Annotated in this window: 19 protein-coding genes and 1 tRNA gene; 13 read left to right on the plus strand and 7 right to left on the minus strand. The window is 65.1% G+C overall.

Annotated elements, in window-relative coordinates:
* Positions 1 to 9: 9 nt before the first annotated feature.
* On the minus strand, positions 10 to 630 hold the full coding sequence (locus ACQR1E_RS26560) for a LysE family translocator (protein ID WP_316171520.1): 621 nt from the start codon (positions 628 to 630) through the stop codon (positions 10 to 12).
* A 131-nt stretch (positions 631 to 761) separates the two neighbouring features.
* On the opposite strand from ACQR1E_RS26560, the gene ACQR1E_RS26565 reads away from it, so the two are divergent.
* The 3 genes from ACQR1E_RS26565 to ACQR1E_RS26575 are packed head-to-tail and all read left to right on the plus strand — an operon-like array spanning position 762 to position 2,046.
* Positions 762 to 1,076, plus strand: a complete 315-nt coding sequence (locus ACQR1E_RS26565) for an ArsR/SmtB family transcription factor (protein ID WP_315754598.1) — start codon at positions 762 to 764, stop codon at positions 1,074 to 1,076.
* Positions 1,069 to 1,530 carry an SRPBCC family protein gene (locus ACQR1E_RS26570; protein ID WP_316171518.1) on the plus strand — a complete coding sequence of 154 codons (462 nt, stop codon included), beginning with the start codon at positions 1,069 to 1,071 and terminating at the stop codon, positions 1,528 to 1,530. Before ACQR1E_RS26565 ends, ACQR1E_RS26570 begins: the two co-directional genes overlap by 8 nt.
* 3 nt (positions 1,531 to 1,533) lie before the next feature.
* Positions 1,534 to 2,046, plus strand: coding sequence for an SRPBCC family protein (locus ACQR1E_RS26575; protein ID WP_315717504.1), 513 nt, complete (start codon positions 1,534 to 1,536; stop codon positions 2,044 to 2,046).
* Positions 2,047 to 2,059: 13 nt separating this feature from the next.
* Here the strand turns inward: ACQR1E_RS26575 and ACQR1E_RS26580 are convergent, their stop codons facing one another.
* The 4 genes from ACQR1E_RS26580 to ACQR1E_RS26595 form a co-directional block, all read right to left on the minus strand.
* Complete coding sequence (locus ACQR1E_RS26580) at positions 2,060 to 2,482, minus strand: hypothetical protein (protein ID WP_315826724.1); 423 nt, start codon at positions 2,480 to 2,482, stop codon at positions 2,060 to 2,062.
* A 112-nt stretch (positions 2,483 to 2,594) separates the two neighbouring features.
* A complete protein-coding gene (locus ACQR1E_RS26585; RefSeq protein WP_315717506.1) occupies positions 2,595 to 3,371 on the minus strand; it encodes a DUF2189 domain-containing protein in 777 nt (258 codons plus the stop codon).
* Positions 3,372 to 3,579: 208 nt separating this feature from the next.
* Positions 3,580 to 5,187 (minus strand): acyl-CoA synthetase, encoded by a 1,608-nt coding sequence (locus tag ACQR1E_RS26590; protein ID WP_434897773.1) that lies wholly within the window; start codon positions 5,185 to 5,187, stop codon positions 3,580 to 3,582.
* Between the two features lie 167 nt (positions 5,188 to 5,354).
* Positions 5,355 to 5,810: a GatB/YqeY domain-containing protein gene (locus tag ACQR1E_RS26595; protein ID WP_434897774.1), complete on the minus strand. Its 456-nt coding sequence runs from the start codon at positions 5,808 to 5,810 to the stop codon at positions 5,355 to 5,357.
* Between the two features lie 181 nt (positions 5,811 to 5,991).
* On the opposite strand from ACQR1E_RS26595, the gene carA reads away from it, so the two are divergent.
* From carA to ACQR1E_RS26610, 3 genes are all read left to right on the plus strand, one after another.
* The gene (gene carA, locus ACQR1E_RS26600) at positions 5,992 to 7,188 is read left to right on the plus strand and encodes a glutamine-hydrolyzing carbamoyl-phosphate synthase small subunit (protein WP_434897775.1); all 1,197 of its coding nucleotides are present in this window, start codon (positions 5,992 to 5,994) and stop codon (positions 7,186 to 7,188) included.
* Positions 7,189 to 7,335: 147 nt separating this feature from the next.
* Positions 7,336 to 7,827, plus strand: coding sequence for a PaaI family thioesterase (locus tag ACQR1E_RS26605; RefSeq protein WP_434897776.1), 492 nt, complete (start codon positions 7,336 to 7,338; stop codon positions 7,825 to 7,827).
* Between the two features lie 66 nt (positions 7,828 to 7,893).
* Entirely contained in the window at positions 7,894 to 8,436 is a 543-nt protein-coding gene (locus ACQR1E_RS26610; RefSeq protein ID WP_434897777.1) for a cupin domain-containing protein, read from the plus strand.
* On the opposite strand, the gene ACQR1E_RS26615 is transcribed toward ACQR1E_RS26610, so the two are convergent.
* Positions 8,437 to 8,763: an ArsR/SmtB family transcription factor gene (locus ACQR1E_RS26615; RefSeq protein WP_315717511.1), complete on the minus strand. Its 327-nt coding sequence runs from the start codon at positions 8,761 to 8,763 to the stop codon at positions 8,437 to 8,439.
* A gap of 89 nt (positions 8,764 to 8,852) precedes the next feature.
* On the opposite strand from ACQR1E_RS26615, the gene ACQR1E_RS26620 reads away from it, so the two are divergent.
* From ACQR1E_RS26620 to ACQR1E_RS26635, 4 genes are all read left to right on the plus strand, one after another.
* The gene (locus ACQR1E_RS26620; RefSeq protein WP_434897778.1) at positions 8,853 to 9,275 is read left to right on the plus strand and encodes a YeeE/YedE family protein; all 423 of its coding nucleotides are present in this window, start codon (positions 8,853 to 8,855) and stop codon (positions 9,273 to 9,275) included.
* Between the two features lie 6 nt (positions 9,276 to 9,281).
* Positions 9,282 to 9,734: a DUF6691 family protein gene (locus tag ACQR1E_RS26625; protein ID WP_316202645.1), complete on the plus strand. Its 453-nt coding sequence runs from the start codon at positions 9,282 to 9,284 to the stop codon at positions 9,732 to 9,734.
* Positions 9,735 to 9,745: 11 nt separating this feature from the next.
* Positions 9,746 to 10,639 carry an MBL fold metallo-hydrolase gene (locus tag ACQR1E_RS26630; protein WP_434897779.1) on the plus strand — a complete coding sequence of 298 codons (894 nt, stop codon included), beginning with the start codon at positions 9,746 to 9,748 and terminating at the stop codon, positions 10,637 to 10,639.
* 104 nt (positions 10,640 to 10,743) lie between these two features.
* Entirely contained in the window at positions 10,744 to 11,538 is a 795-nt protein-coding gene (locus tag ACQR1E_RS26635) for a sulfite exporter TauE/SafE family protein (protein WP_315717515.1), read from the plus strand.
* Between the two features lie 94 nt (positions 11,539 to 11,632).
* Here the strand turns inward: ACQR1E_RS26635 and ACQR1E_RS26640 are convergent, their stop codons facing one another.
* Positions 11,633 to 12,160, minus strand: coding sequence for a Dps family protein (locus ACQR1E_RS26640; RefSeq protein ID WP_434897780.1), 528 nt, complete (start codon positions 12,158 to 12,160; stop codon positions 11,633 to 11,635).
* 108 nt (positions 12,161 to 12,268) lie between these two features.
* Here ACQR1E_RS26640 and ACQR1E_RS26645 point away from each other — a divergent pair, with 108 nt between their 5' ends.
* From ACQR1E_RS26645 to carB, 3 genes are all read left to right on the plus strand, one after another.
* Entirely contained in the window at positions 12,269 to 12,973 is a 705-nt protein-coding gene (locus tag ACQR1E_RS26645; protein ID WP_434897781.1) for a class I SAM-dependent methyltransferase, read from the plus strand.
* Between the two features lie 108 nt (positions 12,974 to 13,081).
* Positions 13,082 to 13,158, plus strand: a tRNA-OTHER gene (locus ACQR1E_RS26650).
* 233 nt (positions 13,159 to 13,391) lie between these two features.
* Positions 13,392 to 16,856 (plus strand): carbamoyl-phosphate synthase large subunit, encoded by a 3,465-nt coding sequence (gene carB / locus ACQR1E_RS26655; protein WP_434897782.1) that lies wholly within the window; start codon positions 13,392 to 13,394, stop codon positions 16,854 to 16,856.
* Positions 16,857 to 16,922 lie beyond the last annotated feature (66 nt).

The raw sequence follows: 16,922 nt of genomic DNA on the forward strand, positions 1-16,922 counted from the left end.
AACGCGTGCTCACCGTGCCCGGGTCAGCGCCAGCCACACGCCGCCGCCGATCATGAAGCCGCCGGAGATGCGCGACACCAGCCGCGTCCGCCTGGCCGAGAACAGTTTTCGCGCACGGCCCGCGAGCAGCGCATAGATCGCGTCGGTGAGACCCGCGATCACCATGAAAGTGACGCCGAGCAAACCGACCTGCGGCACGTGATCCCGGCTCATGTCCATGAACTGCGGCAGGAACGCGCCGAAGAACACCATCACCTTCGGGTTTGAGAGCAGCACCAGCAGCCCCTGCAGGAAAAAGCCGCCGCGCGGCGGCGGTGGCGGCGCCTCGCCCGCAGAGATCCCCTCGATCGGCGAGCGGATGAGCTGAATTCCGAGCCACACCAGATAGGCCGCACCGACCAGCCGCACCCATTCGAACCAATAGCCCATCGTGGCCATCAGCGACGTCAGGCCGACGGCGACGATGCCGATCGCGATCGCCAGCCCGGTCTGCACGCCGGCGATATTGATGAGCGCGGCGCGGGTCCCGTGGCGCAGACCGTTGGCGATCAGCAGCGTCACGACGGGACCCGGCAGCAGCGCCAGCCCGATACAGGCGGCGACGAAGGCGAGATAGACTTGCAGGGACATGAGGCGCCTCGATGCGAATGAGGCGCTCACTAATGCACGACATGTCTGCAGAGGAAAGCCCGCTTGTCCTCGCGCGATCCACAGCGCAGCGTTCTTGACACGCAACCATTTGGTTGCCTATTCTTTCTCACATGGATGATGTCTTCAAGGCGCTTGCGGACGGCTCACGACGCGCCCTGCTCGACAGGCTCCACGCGCGGAACGGGCAAACCCTGACCGAACTCTGCGACGGCCTCGCGATGACGCGACAGGCCGTGACCAAGCACCTTGCCATTCTGGAAGCGGCCAATCTGGTCGCGACGATCCGGCATGGCCGCGAGAAGCTGCACTATCTCAATCCGGTGCCGATCCATCACATCGGGGAGCGCTGGATCAGGAAATTCGAGCGCGGCAAGCTCGCCGCGCTCAGCGAGTTGAAGCGGCAATTGGAGGAGCGCGATGAGTAAGCCCGAATTCGTCTACGTCACGTATATCGCGACGACGCCCGAGAAATTGTGGGAAGCGCTGACATCAAACGAATTCGCAAAGCGCTACTGGTTCGGCACCGAACTGCATTCCGACTGGCGCGTCGGCTCGCCGTTCACGCTGGTGACCGACGGGATGGCGACGGATGTCGGCCAGATTCTGGAGTTCGATCCGCCACGCCGGCTCTCCTACACCTTCCAGCACGTCCTGAAAGACGAGTTTCGCAACGAGCAGCCGACCAAGGTCGTGTTCGCGATCGAACAGCACGGCAACTCCGTCAAGCTGACCCTGACGCATGAAGGCTTCGAAGGGGCACGGAGATTGCTCGATGCGGTTTCCAACGGCTGGCCCGCGATCATGTCCGGCCTAAAAAGTCTGCTTGAGACCGGAACGGCGCTGGTGATCCCGATGTCAGCGCTCGGCAAGGGAGTCTGAGCGATGGATCTTGCAAAGTTCAAGCCCGCCACCGTCTACACGATCTACATCGCCGCCAGCCCTGAGAAGGTGTGGCAGGCGCTGACCTCCGCCGAGTTCAGCCGGCAATATTTCTTCGGCTTCGCCGTGGAAGCCGAACTGAGGGCGGGCGGCGCCTTCATCGTGCGCGCGCCGGACGGCTCCGAACACATCAGCGGCCAGGTGATCGTCTGCGAGCCGCCGCACCGGCTGACCGTCACCTGGGACGTCAACTGGCCCGGCCTCGTCGAGGCACTGGGCCGCACGCTCGTGACCTATGAGATCGAACCGGCCGGCGACGCCGTCCGTCTCACGATGACTGAAGCGCATGAGCGGCCGCTCTCCGACGACATCCTGTCTGGCGGACGCCAGGGCTGGCCGGCCATCCTGTCGAGCCTCAAGAGCGTGCTCGAGACGGGCAAGCCGCTCGCGGTGAAGATGACGCCGCCGACGCGCATGCTGGCGGCCCTGAAGGCGATGGGGATTGCAGTACCTTAAACGACAAGGCCTGCTACGACACCGCGGCGATCTGTGGGATGCTGGCGAGGACGGCGCCGACCTGGACCGCATTGCTCAGCATGCCACCCCAATGTAACCAACGCAGCCGACGCAGGGCCGTCGCATCGCCAGAATCCCTGTCGCGGATACGCGCGTCCATCTGCCGCAGAAACCAGCGGCGCGAGAGCAGCGCGAACGCCGCGATCAGCCCAATGCCCAGCCCCAGAACGGGGCGGCCGTCGGCCAGCACGGCGAGCGCGCCGATGCCGCCAGCGATCGAAAGCGCCACGAAGTAGGAGTCGAACATGCCGCGCAGGAGCCGGGTGACCGGCACGATGTCGAGCCGCACCAGCAGAAAGGCCGGCGCGGCCAGCAGCAGATAGAACATCGGCAGCAACAAGACGATCGTGGCAAACAACGCGATGTTGTCCGGCATCATCCTCCTCCGACATTGGGGCCGGCCGGACCACCGGCGAGCCGCGTTTCGAAACGAGCCCGTTCGACGGCGTCCATGCGCCATCGAACCTACGTCGCGGCTCGCCCTTGCCTTATGCCGGAGCTACGATCCGGCGGTACAGATGCCAGGTCGCATGGCCCAGCACCGGCACAGTGACCAGCAGCCCGAGGAAGTACGGTAATGCCGAAATGATCAGCAGCACGGTGATGACGGCGGCCCAGCCGATCATCGGGCCGGGACTCGTCACGACCGCGCGCACGCTGGTGATCATCGCCGTCACGAAATCGACGTCGCGCTCCAGCAGCAGCGGAAACGACACGACCGTGAGCGAGAACAGCACCAGCGATAGAGCGGCGCCGTCGAGATTGCCGATCGCGAGGAAGAGCAGACCCTCGTTGGTCGTCAGCACCACGGTCATGAACTCCTTGATGCTGGAGAACGAGGCATTGAGCCCGAGCAGCAGCGCGATCAGGAGGCGCACCTGGTACATCCAGATGATGAAGAAAAATAGCGTCACGAACGCCATCCAGCCGATCTCGCCGCGCGAAGTGATCGTGCGCCAGATCCCGCCATAGGAAATCGGCTGGCCGAGTTCGCGGCGGCGGCTGACCTCGTAGAGACCGATCGCGACGAACGGGCCGATCAGCGCAAACCCTGCGGCCAGCGGATAGGCCAAGTAGACCATCCCGAAGGCGGTGACGCACAGCACGATGCTGATGCCGCCGAGTACATAGATCAGCCCGAAAGCAAGGCCGAACATGGGCTGAGCCTGAAAATCGCGGAGGCCTTGCGTCAAGGCTTCGGCAATATCGGCCGTGGTGATGCGGCGCACCACGGGATCGGATCGTCCCGAGACGGATGCGGTCATCGGCGGTCCCTCCTGAATGTTGTTGTTGCCGTGATGCTAACAGCGGGAGGGCGGGGATTTCAATTTCAACTTGTGGGCAGAGGGGCGGAGCGATCACATATGACGATGCAGTTTTGCACTCGTCTGTCGCCATCCGTCGTGCCGCGCGGGACTGCCAGCGAGGCGAGGGAGCCAGGCGCACCATTGGGCACCCACGAACGGGAGCCCCCTACCCCCGCGCCCGCAACTCCCGCCTCAGCACCTTGCCGGTCGCCGTCATCGGCAGGGTGTCGGTGAATTCAACGTGGCGGGGGTATTCGTGCGCGGCGAGCTTCACTTTGATGAAGTCCTGGATCTCCCGCGACAGCGTGTCATTCGCAACGAAGCCGGGGCGCAGCACGATCCACGCCTTGATGGCCTCGGTGCGCACAGGGTCGGGAATGCCGACGACGGCCGCCAGCGCGACTGCCGGATGCTTGAGCAGCGTGTCCTCGATCTCCGCCGGGCCGATGCGATAGCCGGCCGACGTGATGACATCGTCCTCGCGGCTCGCATACCAGAAATAGCCGTCGTCATCCTGGGTGCCGAGATCACCGGTCAGCAGCACGTCACCCGCGAACTTCTTCCGCGTCGCCTCCGGATTGCGCCAATATTCGATCATGGTGCAGGGATTGGGCTGACGCACGCCGATGATGCCCCTCTCGCCGCGCGGCAGCTCCTCGCCCTTGGCGTTGACGATCAGCACCTCGAAGCCCGGCGTCGCCTTGCCCATCGAGCCCGGCCGGATCGGAAACAGCCTCGCATTGTTGCCGACGACGAGATTGCATTCGGTCTGGCCGTAGATCTCGTGCGCATCGATGCCGAAGGTCGCGCGCACCCAGTCGAGCAGCTCGGCGCCGAGCGACTCGCCGCCAGTGAGGATGCTGCGCAGCTTGACGCCCTCGTGCTTGACATTGGCCTGGCGCATCAACTTCAGCGCGGTCGGAGGCAAGAACACGTTGCGGACGGCGTAGTCCGCCATCAGTTGCATTGCGGCCTGCGGCTCGAATTTCCTGGCGCGATAACCAATCACCGGGATCGCGTGATACCATGCGGGAAACAGCACATCGAACAGGCCACCGATCCATGCCCAATCCGCCGGCGTCCACATGACGTCGCCGGGCTTCGGCAGGAAGCCGTGCACCATCTCGACATTGGGCAGGTGGCCGAGCAGTACGCGATGGGCGTGCAGCGCGCCCTTGGGATTTCCGGTCGTACCCGAGGTGTAGATGATGATGGCAGGGTCGTCGCTCGACGTGGCGACGGTCGGGAATTGATCCGAGGCGCGCTCCAGCGTCGGCCAGAAGGCTCGGGCGCCGAGGCCGTCGCCCTCAGTGACATAGATCGTCTTGAGCTCCGGCAGGTGGTCGCGAATGCGCGCAAGCTTCGCAAGGCCCGTGGCGTCGGTGACGACGACCTTGGCGCCGGAATTCTGCAGCCGGAATTGCAGCGCGTCCTCGCCGAACAGCGTGAACAGCGGCACCGAGACGAGACCGGCGCGGAACGCCGCCAGATGGACGATCGGCAGCTCCAGCGACTGCGACAGGAACACCGCGACGCGGTCGCCCTGCGCGAGACCATCGGCCTTCAATACGTTGGCGAAGCGGCAGGAGGAGTCGCGCAGCGCATCGAATGAGACACGCCGCGCGGCGCCGTCCTCCTCGACGACGATCAGCGCCAGGCGCCCCGAGCCGTCGGCGTGGCGATCGCAGGTCGCGACCGCGATGTTGAACTGCGCCGGGATGTCCCACCGGAAGTCGCGAGTGAGCTGGTCGTAGTCGGACGTTTCCTTGAGCATTGTTCTCTCCGTCATGGCCGGCGAAGACCCGCCTGCGGGGCCGAAGCCCCCGGCGCGGCGAAGGCCCGGCCATCCACGTCATTCTTCTTGATGACAGTCTTAAAGACGTGGATGCCCGGGACAAGCCCGGGCACGACGATGTGGGGCGGCTCGTCGCGTCGCGCGGCCTAGCCCGACAGCGCCGCCTTCACCAGCGCGCTCGCCTTGGCAAAATCCATCTGGCCGGTGTATTTGGCCTTCAGCGCGGCGATCACCTTGCCCATGTCCTTCATGCCGGCGGCGCCGGTCTCCGCGACGGCGGCGGAGATGGCCGACTTCACCTCGTCGTCGCTCATCTGCTTCGGCAGATAGGCCGAGATGACCGCGATCTCCTCGCGCTCGCCCGCGGCGAGCTCGGCGCGGCCGCCCTTCTCATACAGCTCGACCGACTCCTGACGCTGCTTGATCATCTTCTGCAGCACGGCGAGCACGTCGGCGTCGGTCAAGGGCGGCTTGCCTTCGCCGCGCGCGGCGATGTCGGCGTTCTTCAAGGTCGAGTTCACCATGCGAAGGGTGGACAGCTTGCGCTCGTCCTTGGCCTTCATCGCCTCCTTGACCGCGTTGTTGATGTCGTCGCGCAGCATGCTCTCGCCCTCTCAAAATCCATTGGCGCTGGTCTAGGCGGTTCGCCCACCCGAAACAACACGGTTCCGCATTCGTTCCGGTCGGATGCCTCGAAACTCCGGCCGAATTGACCGAAATCGCATGTGAATCGGCCGCTTCCCGCTTTGACGCCGCGCGCCCGGGGCACTATGTAGGGGCCTCATGACACACATCGATACTGACGCCGCCTGGCCGGACCATAAACCGACCGCGCTCCTCGTGCTCGCCGACGGCACGGTGCTGGAAGGCTACGGCCTCGGCGCCGAAGGCCACGCCGTGGGCGAGGTCTGCTTCAACACTGCGATGACCGGCTATGAGGAGATCCTGACGGATCCGTCCTATGCCGGCCAGCTCATCACCTTCACCTTCCCGCATATCGGCAATGTCGGCACCAACGACGAGGATATCGAGACGGTGAACATGGCGGCGACGCCGGGCGCGCGCGGGGTGATCCTGCGCACCGCGATCACCGATCCGTCGAACTACCGCGCCACCCGCCATCTCGACCAGTGGCTGCGTGCCCGCGGGATCATCGGGCTGTCCGGCATCGACACCCGGGCGCTGACCGCGCTGATCCGCTCCAAGGGCATGCCGAATGCCGTGATCGCGCATGCCAAGGACGGCAATTTCGACCTCGACGCCCTGAAGAAGGAAGCGCGGGAGTGGCCGGGCCTCGAGGGCATGGACCTCGTGCCGATGGTCACCTCGGCGCAGCGCTTCACCTGGGACGAGACCCCCTGGGTGTGGAACGAGGGCTTCGGCCAGCAGACCCATCCGGAGTTCAACGTCGTCGCGATCGACTACGGCATCAAGCGCAACATCCTGCGCCTGCTCGCCGGCGTCGGCTGCAAGATCACGGTGGTGCCGGCAACGACCTCGGCCGAGGACATCATGGCGCTGAAGCCGGATGGCGTGTTCCTGTCCAACGGCCCCGGCGATCCCGCCGCGACCGGCAAATATGCAGTCCCGGTCATCCAGCAGGTGATTTCGTCGGGCACGCCGACCTTCGGCATCTGCCTCGGCCATCAGATGCTCGGGCTTGCGGTCGGCGCCAAGACCAAGAAGATGCATCAGGGCCATCACGGCGCCAATCATCCGGTCAAGGACGAGACCACCGGCAAGGTCGAGATCACCTCGATGAACCATGGCTTCGCGGTCGACCAGGATACGTTGCCGTCGGGCGCGACGCAGACCCACATCTCGCTGTTCGACGGCTCGAATTGCGGCATCCAGCTCGAGGGCAAACCGGTGTTCTCGGTGCAGTACCACCCGGAAGCCTCGCCCGGCCCGCGCGACTCGCATTACCTCTTTCAGCGCTTCGCCGAGCTGATGCGCGAGAAGAAGCGTAGCGCGGCCTGAGGTCGGCAGCTGGACACGATTCGAAATGCCCGGGCTGGTCCCGGGCATTTTTCTGTCCGCAATCTTGTGATCGCCGGCATCTGCTTTGTCCTCGATCTTTTCGCACTGCATTCATATGATGATCATCATACATTGGAGATCGACGATATGAGCGAGACGGATTCGCGCGCTGAATTCGGCGTGGTGCCCCTGGCGGTACTGGCCTCGATGCCCGGGCTCGATTTCGTGCGGGGCATCTTCGCCGGGACCTTGCCGCAGCCGCCGATCATGCAGACCGTCGTGCCGTTCGATTGCAGCGCCGAGCCCGGCCAGGTCGTCATGCACAGCGTGCCGGCCTTGCGGCATTATAATCCGATCGGTTCGGTGCATGGCGGCTACGCCGCGATCCTGCTGGATTCCGCGATGGGGCTCGCCGTCCACACGATGTGTCCGCAGGGCAGCGGGTACACCACGCTGGAATTCAAGGTCTCCTTCATCAAGGCAATGACCGAGACCACCGGCACCGTGAGAACGGAGGGCAGGACGCTATCGTTCGGACGCCGCGCCGCGACCGCCGAGGCACGCATCGCCGATTCGCAAGGGCGCCTGCTGGCGCACGCCACCACGACTTGCCTGGTGTTCGAGCTGCCCAAGGCGTGAGCCTGGAACGGCGGCCGCGCAGGCCGGTTGATAGGGCGAGGCCCCATCCTTTGTTCCGAGGTCGCCATGCCTGCCGCCCCCTCGCCCCCCGTCAAGTCGATCGAACCGCTCAGCATCGTGTTCGCGGATGACGGCCTGGTGCCCAATAATCCGCTGCCGTTCCTGGTCTACAAGGCCGTCATCGATCTGGACGGCGCCGATCCGGCGGCCGACATCGAGGGCGTGTTCGCCGCCAATGGCTGGGGCGACATGTGGCGCAACGGCGTCTACGACTATCTGCACTATCATGCGACCGTGCATGAGGCGCTGGGTGTCGCCGGCGGAACGGCGCGGGTCCGCTTCGGCGGCGATCAGGGCCGGGAGCTGGAGCTCAGGCCGGGTGACGTGGCCATCCTGCCGGCCGGCACTGGACATCAATGCATCGCTGCCAGCAGCGATTTCTGCATCGTCGGTGCCTATCCGCCCGGACCGAAGATGCAGATCACGCGGCCGACGCCGGAGAACCACGCCCGCGCATCGAAAACCATTCCGGAGGTGCCGTTGCCCGCGACCGATCCTGTGCTCGGCGCGGGCGGCCCGCTCACCCGCCTGTGGCACCAGGCGCGCTGATCAGGCGCAATACAGCCGATACAGCGTCTGCAGGATCTCGCGGACCTCCCGGCTCGCCAGCCGATAGTAGATGGTCTGGCCATCGCGCCGGGTGGCGACGAGATCGAGCGCGCGCATCTTCGCGAGATGTTGCGACAGCGCCGCCTGTCGCAACCCGACCTGCTCGGCGAGATCGCCGACCGCGCGCTCGCCGTCGATGAGGTTGCAGAGCACCATGAGGCGCTTCGAATTCGCCATGGCAGCGAGCAGGCCCGCCGCCTCCTCCGCCTTGTCGTCGAGCGCCGCCACCATGGCCTCACGGGTTTTGCGCCTGGCCTGTGTTGTCATGATTGTTACTTCTTCATTTTCGTATATATGCAATAATGCACATGATAGCCGATTGCAACATCCCCCCCGACGAGGGAATCAAGGACGATATGATCACGGAGTATACAGCGGTCACGGCGCTCGCAGGCGGCGCCCTCATCGGCGCTGCAGCCGTCATGCTGATGGGCCTGACCGGCCGTATTGCCGGCGTCAGCGGCATTGCCGCGCGACTGTTGCCGCCCTGGGACGGCGCGCTCGCTGGCCGGCTCGCCTTCATCAGCGGGCTGGTCGCGGCCGCCCTTGCCGTCCGCATCGTCAGCGGGAGCCTGCCGCCGCTGAAGCTGGAGGTCGGTCCGATCGATATGGCTGCAGCCGGGCTGCTGGTCGGCTTCGGGGCGGTCTGGGGCAACGGCTGCACCTCGGGTCATGGCGTCTGCGGCATCGCCAGCCTGTCGCCGCGCTCGATCGTCGCCACGCTGGTGTTCATGGCCACCGCGGTCGTGACCACCTTCCTCGTTCGCCACGTGCTGTGAGGCACCATGATCATTTTCGTCCAGTTCACCGTCGGCCTCATCTTCGGACTCGGGCTGCTGCTCTCGGGCATGTCCAATCCAGAGAAGGTGCTCAACTTCCTCGATTTCGCGGCGATCCGCTTCGGCGGCTGGGATCCGAGCCTGATCCTCGTGATGGCTGGAGCGGTGGGGGTCACCTTCGCCGGCTTCCGACTGGTTTTCCGGCGCCGGCGTCCCGTCCTCGGTGACCAATTCCACCTGCCATCCTTTCAGACGCTGGATTGGCGGATCGCGACCGGCCCTGCGATCTTCGGCATCGGCTGGGGCCTCGCCGGCATCTGCCCGGGCCCGGCCTTCGTGGCGCTCGGCTACGGCTCGCCTGCCATCGTCCTGTTCGTCACGGCCATGATGATCGGAATGGCCGCAGCCCGCATGCTCTCGAGCCGCCGGCCCTCGCTCGCCACGGTCGCTTCAGAATGAGGGAGGCTTGAATGTCCGGCATTCCTCATCCGGTCGACCTGTCAGTGAAACCCGAGGTCACACCGTTATTCGATCGCGCCACCAACACCGTCAGCTATGTGGTCAAGGACCCAGGCTCGCGGGCCTGCGCGGTGATCGATTCGGTCATGGACATCGACTATGCATCGGGGCGCATCGCACCGCATTCGGCCGACGAGATCATTCCCCTGATCGAGGATCGCGGCTGGCAACTGGACTGGCTGATCGAGACCCATGTCCATGCCGATCATCTGTCGGCAGCGCCCTACATCCAGTCAAGGCTGGGCGGCAGGATCGGCATCGGCGCCAACATCAGGATGGTGCAGGAGACGTTCGGCAAGATCTTCAACGAAGGCACCGAGTTTCAGCGCGACGGCAGCCAGTTCGACCGCCTGTTCCATGATGGCGACACCTACCGGATCGGCACAATCACCGCCTTCGCCATGCATACGCCGGGGCACACGCCGGCCTGCATGACTCATGTGATCGGAGACGCCGCCTTCGTCGGCGACACGCTATTCATGCCGGACGGCGGCTCGGCACGCGCCGACTTTCCTGGCGGCGATGCCCGCACGCTGTATCGCTCGATCCGCCGGGTGCTGGAGTTGCCTGACGCGACGCGGCTGTTCATGTGCCACGACTACGGTCCAAACGGCCGCGACATCCGCTGGGAAACGACGGTGGCCGAGCAGCGCGCGCACAACATCCACGTCCGCGACGGCATCACCGAGGATCAGTTCGTCGCCGCCCGCGAGGCGCGCGACCGCACCTTGGACATGCCCAAGCTGATCATCCCCTCCCTGCAGGTGAACATGAAGGCGGGACGGCTGCCGACGCCCGATCAGGACGGCCGGCGCTTCCTGAAAGTCCCGCTCAACGCACTCTAGGACACCCCTCGCCCCACCGAGCACGCGGCAGACGTCGCGGCTCGGCTTTCCCATTTGGCAACGGCCGGGCACCGGCGCGGCACGCCAGTCCGGAGCATCGCAGGATGACCTTGTCCGCTGCCCAGCTTGCGCTCGGCTCGCTGTCCGGCTCTTTCGTCGGATTCACGCTCGGCCTGATCGGCGGGGGCGGATCGGTGCTGGCCGTGCCGCTCATGGTGTATCTGGTAGGCGTCGGCAATCCCCACGTCGCGATAGGCACGAGCGCGGTCGCCGTGGCGATCAACGCGGCGGCCAATCTCGCCAATCATGCCCGCTCCGGGAACGTCAAATGGCCTTGCGCGCTGGTGTTTGCTGCAACGGGCGTGGTCGGCGCCTTCGCTGGCTCGACGCTCGGCAAGATGGTCGACGGTCAGAAGCTGCTGCTGCTGTTCGCCCTGGTCATGATCGTGATCGGCCTCTTGATGCTGCGCAGGCGCGGCACGAACAGCCAGCTGGACGTCAAGCTTTCGCGCGACAATCTGCTGCCGCTCTTGGCATTCGGTTTCGGCACGGGAACGCTGTCCGGCTTCTTCGGCATCGGCGGCGGCTTCCTGATCGTTCCGGCTCTGATGTTTGCGACGGGCATGCCGATCCTCTACGCGATCGGCTCCTCGCTCGTGTCCGTCACGGCGTTCGGACTGACGACCGCAGCAAACTACGCGCTGTCGGGACTGGTCGACTGGGCGCTGGCGGCGACCTTTCTCGTCGCTGGCATCGCCGGTGGCCTGGTCGGTGCGAAGCTGGCGGCTCGCCTGTCCGGTACGCGCGGCACCCTGAACAAGGTGTTTGCCACGGTGGTATTCGTGGTGGCGGCTTACATGATCTATCGGAGCTGGTCGGCACTCGGCCACTCCGCATAGCCTGGCATGGTATGAGCCGGAGGCCGGCATCGAGGCCGGACCGGCGCGCCACGTCCTCGCAGCGCGCCCGGACCTCAACTCGACGCTGGCCCGCCTACGCCGCGTTGCTGCCTTCCTGGCGGCTGGCTTCGAACAAGAACCAGGTGCGGCGCTCGGTCTCGTCGATGAAGGTCTCCAGCAATCCCGCCGTGGCCGGATCGTCATTGTGGTCGCACAGCTCGTGCGCTTTCCGCATCGCAGCCGCGACGTGCTTGTTGTCCTCCATCAACTCCCGCAACATCTCGCGCGGCGGCACATACTCCTCGTTGTTGTCCTTGATGGTCTGCAGCTTGCTGATCTGGCTGATGGATTTCAGCGTGGTGCCGCCGAGCTTGCGAACTCGCTCGGCGAGCTGGTCAGTCGTGGCGAAGATCGCGTCCGACTGCTCGTCGAGCATCAGGTGATAGTCATGGAAGTGCCGGCCGCTGACGTGCCAGTGGAAATTCTTGGTCTTAAGGTAAAGCGCGAAGGCATCGGCAAGCAGCGTGTTCAACGCCGTCGAAATCTTGTTCACGGCGTCCGGCGACAAATCGGTCGGGGTATCGAGCTCGGGGGCGGTCTTGTCGGTCTTTGCTTTACTCACGGGTCAGCCTTCCTGTTAGAAGCAGCGATGGACACGGGTGATCGGACCCGTTAACGCTCGCTGACCCCTCCAGTTCCGATCAAGGAACTGTGTTTGCCGGAACCCGCCATGGACGACTGGATCGACTATTACGATTCCACGCACACGATCTATGCGAGCAAGCTGCATCGCGACCTGCACTTCCAGGGGATCGCGCGCGACATCGTCGGCTATATTCCGTCGCCCGACGCGGTCGTTCTCGACTACTCCTGCGGAGAGGCCCTGTCGGCCACCAAGGTCGCCGACGCCTGCATGACGCTCATCCTGGCCGAGCCGGCGCCGGGCGTGCGCGGCCGGCTGATCGCGCGCTTCGCCCCCAACACCAAGATCCGCGTGCGGTCGCTGGACGAGCTGCGCAACATGCAGGAAGGCTCGATCGACCTCGTGGTCATGAACTCCGTGGCCCAGTACATGAGCGAGGCGGAATTCGATGCAGCCCTGGCCGTGATCAGGCGGCTGTTGAAGCCGTCGGGAAAGTTCGTCCTCGGCGACGTCCTGCGTCCGGACGTCGGCATGGGCCGCGACGTGCTCGCGCTGCTGATGTTCGCCGCACGGGACGGTTTCCTCAAGGATGCCATGGTCGGGCTGGTCGCCACCGCCCTGTCCGATTACCGGCAGCTGCGGACCAAGGTCGGCCTGCAGCGCTACAGCGAGGCCGAGATCCTGGCGCGGCTGAAGAAGGCCGGCCTCAGCGCCGTCCGGGCGCCGAAGAATATTGGCCACAATCCTTGGCGCATGACCTTCGTGGCGCAGCCAGCAATGGGAACCGTGTGACCGGCCGAGCCACCAGCCCACGCGGTGACCCACAACATCGAGCAACCGGATTAGGGTTAACTGAAACATGGGCTGGCTCACGCGGCCGTGAGAGGTAAGATCACCCCCGGCCCGGTGGCGGAAGCTACGACGCGAAGAGCGGTGCAACGCTCTTGAACCTGGTTCAAGTCCAGGCCGGGCCTCCAGCCTTCGCTGCCGCAGCTTCGGCTTAGCGAGCCAGCGACGGCACGGCGCCCCTCAGACCCTCTTCGGCCAAATTGGCCGTTGATTTCGGCCCAAAACCCTTTTCGCTCAGAGGAAACTGGTCTAAAGACCGCTCGCGCGCGAGCAATGGTCGCGCCTTGGCCTTCGGGGACGCGCGGCACGCGCGCCCTTTTTTTGTGCCCAATTCCTGCCCGTTTCTTGCCCGTGAGCTTGAATGCCGAAACGAACCGACATCTCGACCATCCTGATCATTGGCGCCGGTCCGATTGTGATCGGCCAGGCCTGCGAATTCGACTATTCCGGTACGCAGGCGGTGAAGGCGCTGAAGGAGGAGGGCTATCGCGTCGTCCTCGTCAATTCCAATCCGGCCACGATCATGACCGATCCGGAATTGGCCGATGCGACCTATATCGAGCCGATCACGCCGGAGATCGTCGCCAGGATCATCGAGAAGGAACGCCACGTCATCCCCGGCGGCTTCGCACTGCTGCCGACCATGGGCGGCCAGACCGCGCTGAACTGCGCGCTGTCGCTGCGCCGGCAGGGGACATTGGAGAAGTTCGACGTCGAAATGATCGGCGCGACGGCTGACGCGATCGACAAGGCCGAGGACCGCCAGCTGTTCCGCAATGCGATGGAGAAGATCGGGCTGCAGACGCCGAAGTCGCGGCTCGCCAATGCGTCGGCGCTGAAGAAGCAGTATCGCGACAAATATCTGGCGGAGCGGGAGACGCTGTCGGGGGCCGCGCGCGACGAGCTCGACCGGCAATGGACGCTCGGCGAGAATGAGCGCCGCAAGCGCTATCAGGAGCATGCGCTGGGACAGGCGCTGATGGCGCTGTCCGAGATCGGCCTGCCCGCGATCATCCGTCCCTCCTTCACCATGGGCGGCACCGGTGGCGGCATCGCCTACAACAAGGAAGAGTATCTCGACATCATCGAGCGCGGTCTCGATGCCTCCCCCACCAACGAAGTGCTGATCGAGGAATCGGTGCTCGGGTGGAAGGAGTACGAGATGGAGGTCGTCCGCGACAAACACGACAACTGCATCATCGTCTGCTCGATCGAGAACCTCGATCCGATGGGCGTGCACACCGGCGACTCGATCACGGTGGCGCCGGCGTTGACGCTGACCGACAAGGAATATCAGATCATGCGCGACGCCTCGCTGGCGGTGCTGCGCGAGATCGGCGTCGAGACCGGCGGCTCCAATGTGCAGTTCGGCGTCAACCCGGCCGACGGCCGCATGGTCGTGATCGAGATGAATCCGCGCGTGTCGCGCTCCTCGGCCTTGGCCTCCAAGGCGACCGGCTTCCCGATCGCCAAGGTCGCGGCCAAGCTCGCGGTCGGCTACACGCTGGACGAGATCGCCAACGACATCACCGGCGGCGCGACCCCGGCCTCGTTCGAGCCGACGATCGACTACGTCGTCACCAAGATCCCCCGCTTTGCCTTCGAGAAATTCCCGGGCGCCTCGACCACCTTGACGACCTCGATGAAGTCGGTCGGCGAAGTCATGGCAATCGGCCGCACCTTCCAGGAAAGCCTGCAAAAGGCGCTGCGCGGCCTGGAGACGGGCCTCACCGGCCTCGACGAGATCGACATCGAGGGGCTCGGCCGCGGCGATGACAAGAATGCGATCCGCGCCGCCCTGGGCACGCCGACCCCGAACCGCCTGCTCCAGGTGGCGCAGGCGATGCGCCTCGGCTGGTCGGACGAGGACATCTTCAACTCCTGCAAGATCGATCCGTGGTTCCTGGCGCAGATGCGCGGCATCGTCGAGATGGAGGACAAGGTTCGCCGTCATGGCCTGCCGCCGAATGCCAGCGGCATGCGCACGCTGAAGGCGATGGGCTTCTCCGACGCGCGGCTCGCGGTGCTCGCCAACACCACCGAAGCCGAGGTCGCCGCCAAGCGGCAGGCGCTCGGCGTCCGTCCGGCGTTCAAGCGAATCGACACCTGCGCAGCGGAGTTCGCTTCGCCGACCGCCTACATGTATTCGAGCTATGAGACGCCGTTTGCCGGCGCTCTCGGCGACGAGAGCGCGCCGTCGGACAAGAAGAAGGTGATCATTCTCGGCGGCGGCCCGAACCGGATCGGCCAGGGCATCGAGTTCGACTATTGCTGCTGCCATGCCTGTTTCGCGCTGGCCGATGCCGGCTACGAGACCATCATGGTCAACTGCAATCCGGAGACGGTCTCGACCGACTACGACACCGCCGACCGGCTGTATTTCGAGCCGCTGACAGCCGAGGACGTGCTCGAGATCATCGCCACCGAGCGCAAGAACGGCACCGTGCATGGCGTCATCGTGCAGTTCGGCGGCCAGACGCCGCTGAAGCTCGCGCGCGCGCTCGAAGCCGCCGAGGTACCGATCCTCGGCACCTCGCCGGAAGCCATCGACCTGGCCGAGGACCGCGACCGCTTCAAGCGCATCCTCGACAAGCTGCACCTGAAGCAGCCGAAGAACGGCATCGCCTATTCGGTCGAGCAGGCGCGCCTGGTGGCGGCCGATCTCGGCCTGCCGCTGGTGGTGCGCCCGTCCTATGTGCTCGGCGGCCGCGCGATGCAGATCATCCGCGAGGACAACCAGCTCAGCGACTACCTGCTCGGCACCCTGCCGGAGCTGGTGCCGGCCGACGTCAAGGCGCGCTATCCCAACGACAAAACCGGCCAGATCAACACGGTGCTGGGCAAGAACCCGCTGCTGTTCGACCGCTACCTGTCGGACGCCACCGAGATCGATGTGGACTGCCTTTCCGACGGCAAGGACACCTTCATCGTCGGCATCATGGAGCACATCGAGGAGGCTGGCATCCATTCCGGCGATTCCGCCTGCTCGCTGCCGCCGCATTCGCTCGACGAGGCGACCATCGCCGAGCTTGAGCGGCAGACCCGCGAGCTGGCGCTCGGGCTCGACGTCGTGGGCCTGATGAACGTGCAATATGCGATCAAGGACAGCACGATCTACGTGCTCGAGGTCAATCCGCGCGCCTCGCGCACGGTGCCCTTCGTCGCCAAGGTGGTCGGCACGCCGGTCGCCAAGATTGCGGCCCGGATCATGGCGGGCGAGAAGCTCGCCGATTTCGGGTTGACCAAGCGCGCGCTCAAGCATGTCGGGGTGAAGGAATCAGTCTTCCCGTTCGCCCGCTTCCCCGGCGTCGACACCGTGCTCGGCCCGGAGATGCGCTCCACCGGCGAGGTGATGGGCATCGACCGCTCGTTCGCCGTGGCGTTCGCCAAGAGCCAGCTCGGGGGCGGCACACGCGTGCCGCGCAAAGGAACGGTGTTCGTGTCGGTGCGTGAAAGCGACAAGGCGCGCATCACCGAGGTGGTGCGGATGCTGCACGAACTCGGCTTCAAGGTGGTAGCGACTTCCGGGACCCAGCGCTTCCTGACCGACCAGGGCGTGCCGACCGAGAAGATCAACAAGGTGCTGGAAGGCCGGCCGCACATCGTGGACGCCATCACCAACGGCGACATCCAGCTGGTCTTCAACACCACCGAAGGCCCGCAGGCGCTGGCCGACAGCCGCTCGCTGCGGCGCGCTGCCCTCTTGCATAAAGTGCCGTATTACACCACTCTTTCGGGTGCCGTGGCGGCCGCGCAAGGCATCCGTGCCTATCTCGGGGGAGACCTTGAGGTCCGCACCCTGCAGAGTTACTTTTCCGAAAACTAATCGCAGCGTGCGGGCGAACGCCCGCTAAGCGGTTGGCAACAATCGGCAATAGAAGCTTTCAGGAAC

The organism is Bradyrhizobium sp. HKCCYLRH1030, from assembly GCF_051168395.1.
Classification (GTDB): domain Bacteria; phylum Pseudomonadota; class Alphaproteobacteria; order Rhizobiales; family Xanthobacteraceae; genus Bradyrhizobium.

Coding starts and splice junctions, on each gene's coding strand:
- ACQR1E_RS26595 (WP_434897774.1), bottom strand. CDS start 5,810: ATGCTGCGCGACGACATCAACAACGCGGTCAAGGAGGCGATGAAGGCC.
- ACQR1E_RS26590 (WP_434897773.1), bottom strand. CDS start 5,187: ATGCTCAAGGAAACGTCCGACTACGACCAGCTCACTCGCGACTTCCGG.
- ACQR1E_RS26605 (WP_434897776.1), top strand. CDS start 7,336: ATGAGCGAGACGGATTCGCGCGCTGAATTCGGCGTGGTGCCCCTGGCG.
- ACQR1E_RS26580 (WP_315826724.1), bottom strand. CDS start 2,482: ATGCCGGACAACATCGCGTTGTTTGCCACGATCGTCTTGTTGCTGCCG.
- ACQR1E_RS26630 (WP_434897779.1), top strand. CDS start 9,746: ATGTCCGGCATTCCTCATCCGGTCGACCTGTCAGTGAAACCCGAGGTC.
- ACQR1E_RS26565 (WP_315754598.1), top strand. CDS start 762: ATGGATGATGTCTTCAAGGCGCTTGCGGACGGCTCACGACGCGCCCTG.
- carB (WP_434897782.1), top strand. CDS start 13,392: ATGCCGAAACGAACCGACATCTCGACCATCCTGATCATTGGCGCCGGT.
- ACQR1E_RS26635 (WP_315717515.1), top strand. CDS start 10,744: ATGACCTTGTCCGCTGCCCAGCTTGCGCTCGGCTCGCTGTCCGGCTCT.
- ACQR1E_RS26625 (WP_316202645.1), top strand. CDS start 9,282: ATGATCATTTTCGTCCAGTTCACCGTCGGCCTCATCTTCGGACTCGGG.
- ACQR1E_RS26620 (WP_434897778.1), top strand. CDS start 8,853: ATGATCACGGAGTATACAGCGGTCACGGCGCTCGCAGGCGGCGCCCTC.
- ACQR1E_RS26615 (WP_315717511.1), bottom strand. CDS start 8,763: ATGACAACACAGGCCAGGCGCAAAACCCGTGAGGCCATGGTGGCGGCG.
- ACQR1E_RS26575 (WP_315717504.1), top strand. CDS start 1,534: ATGGATCTTGCAAAGTTCAAGCCCGCCACCGTCTACACGATCTACATC.
- ACQR1E_RS26610 (WP_434897777.1), top strand. CDS start 7,894: ATGCCTGCCGCCCCCTCGCCCCCCGTCAAGTCGATCGAACCGCTCAGC.
- carA (WP_434897775.1), top strand. CDS start 5,992: ATGACACACATCGATACTGACGCCGCCTGGCCGGACCATAAACCGACC.
- ACQR1E_RS26570 (WP_316171518.1), top strand. CDS start 1,069: ATGAGTAAGCCCGAATTCGTCTACGTCACGTATATCGCGACGACGCCC.
- ACQR1E_RS26585 (WP_315717506.1), bottom strand. CDS start 3,371: ATGACCGCATCCGTCTCGGGACGATCCGATCCCGTGGTGCGCCGCATC.
- ACQR1E_RS26560 (WP_316171520.1), bottom strand. CDS start 630: ATGTCCCTGCAAGTCTATCTCGCCTTCGTCGCCGCCTGTATCGGGCTG.
- ACQR1E_RS26645 (WP_434897781.1), top strand. CDS start 12,269: ATGGACGACTGGATCGACTATTACGATTCCACGCACACGATCTATGCG.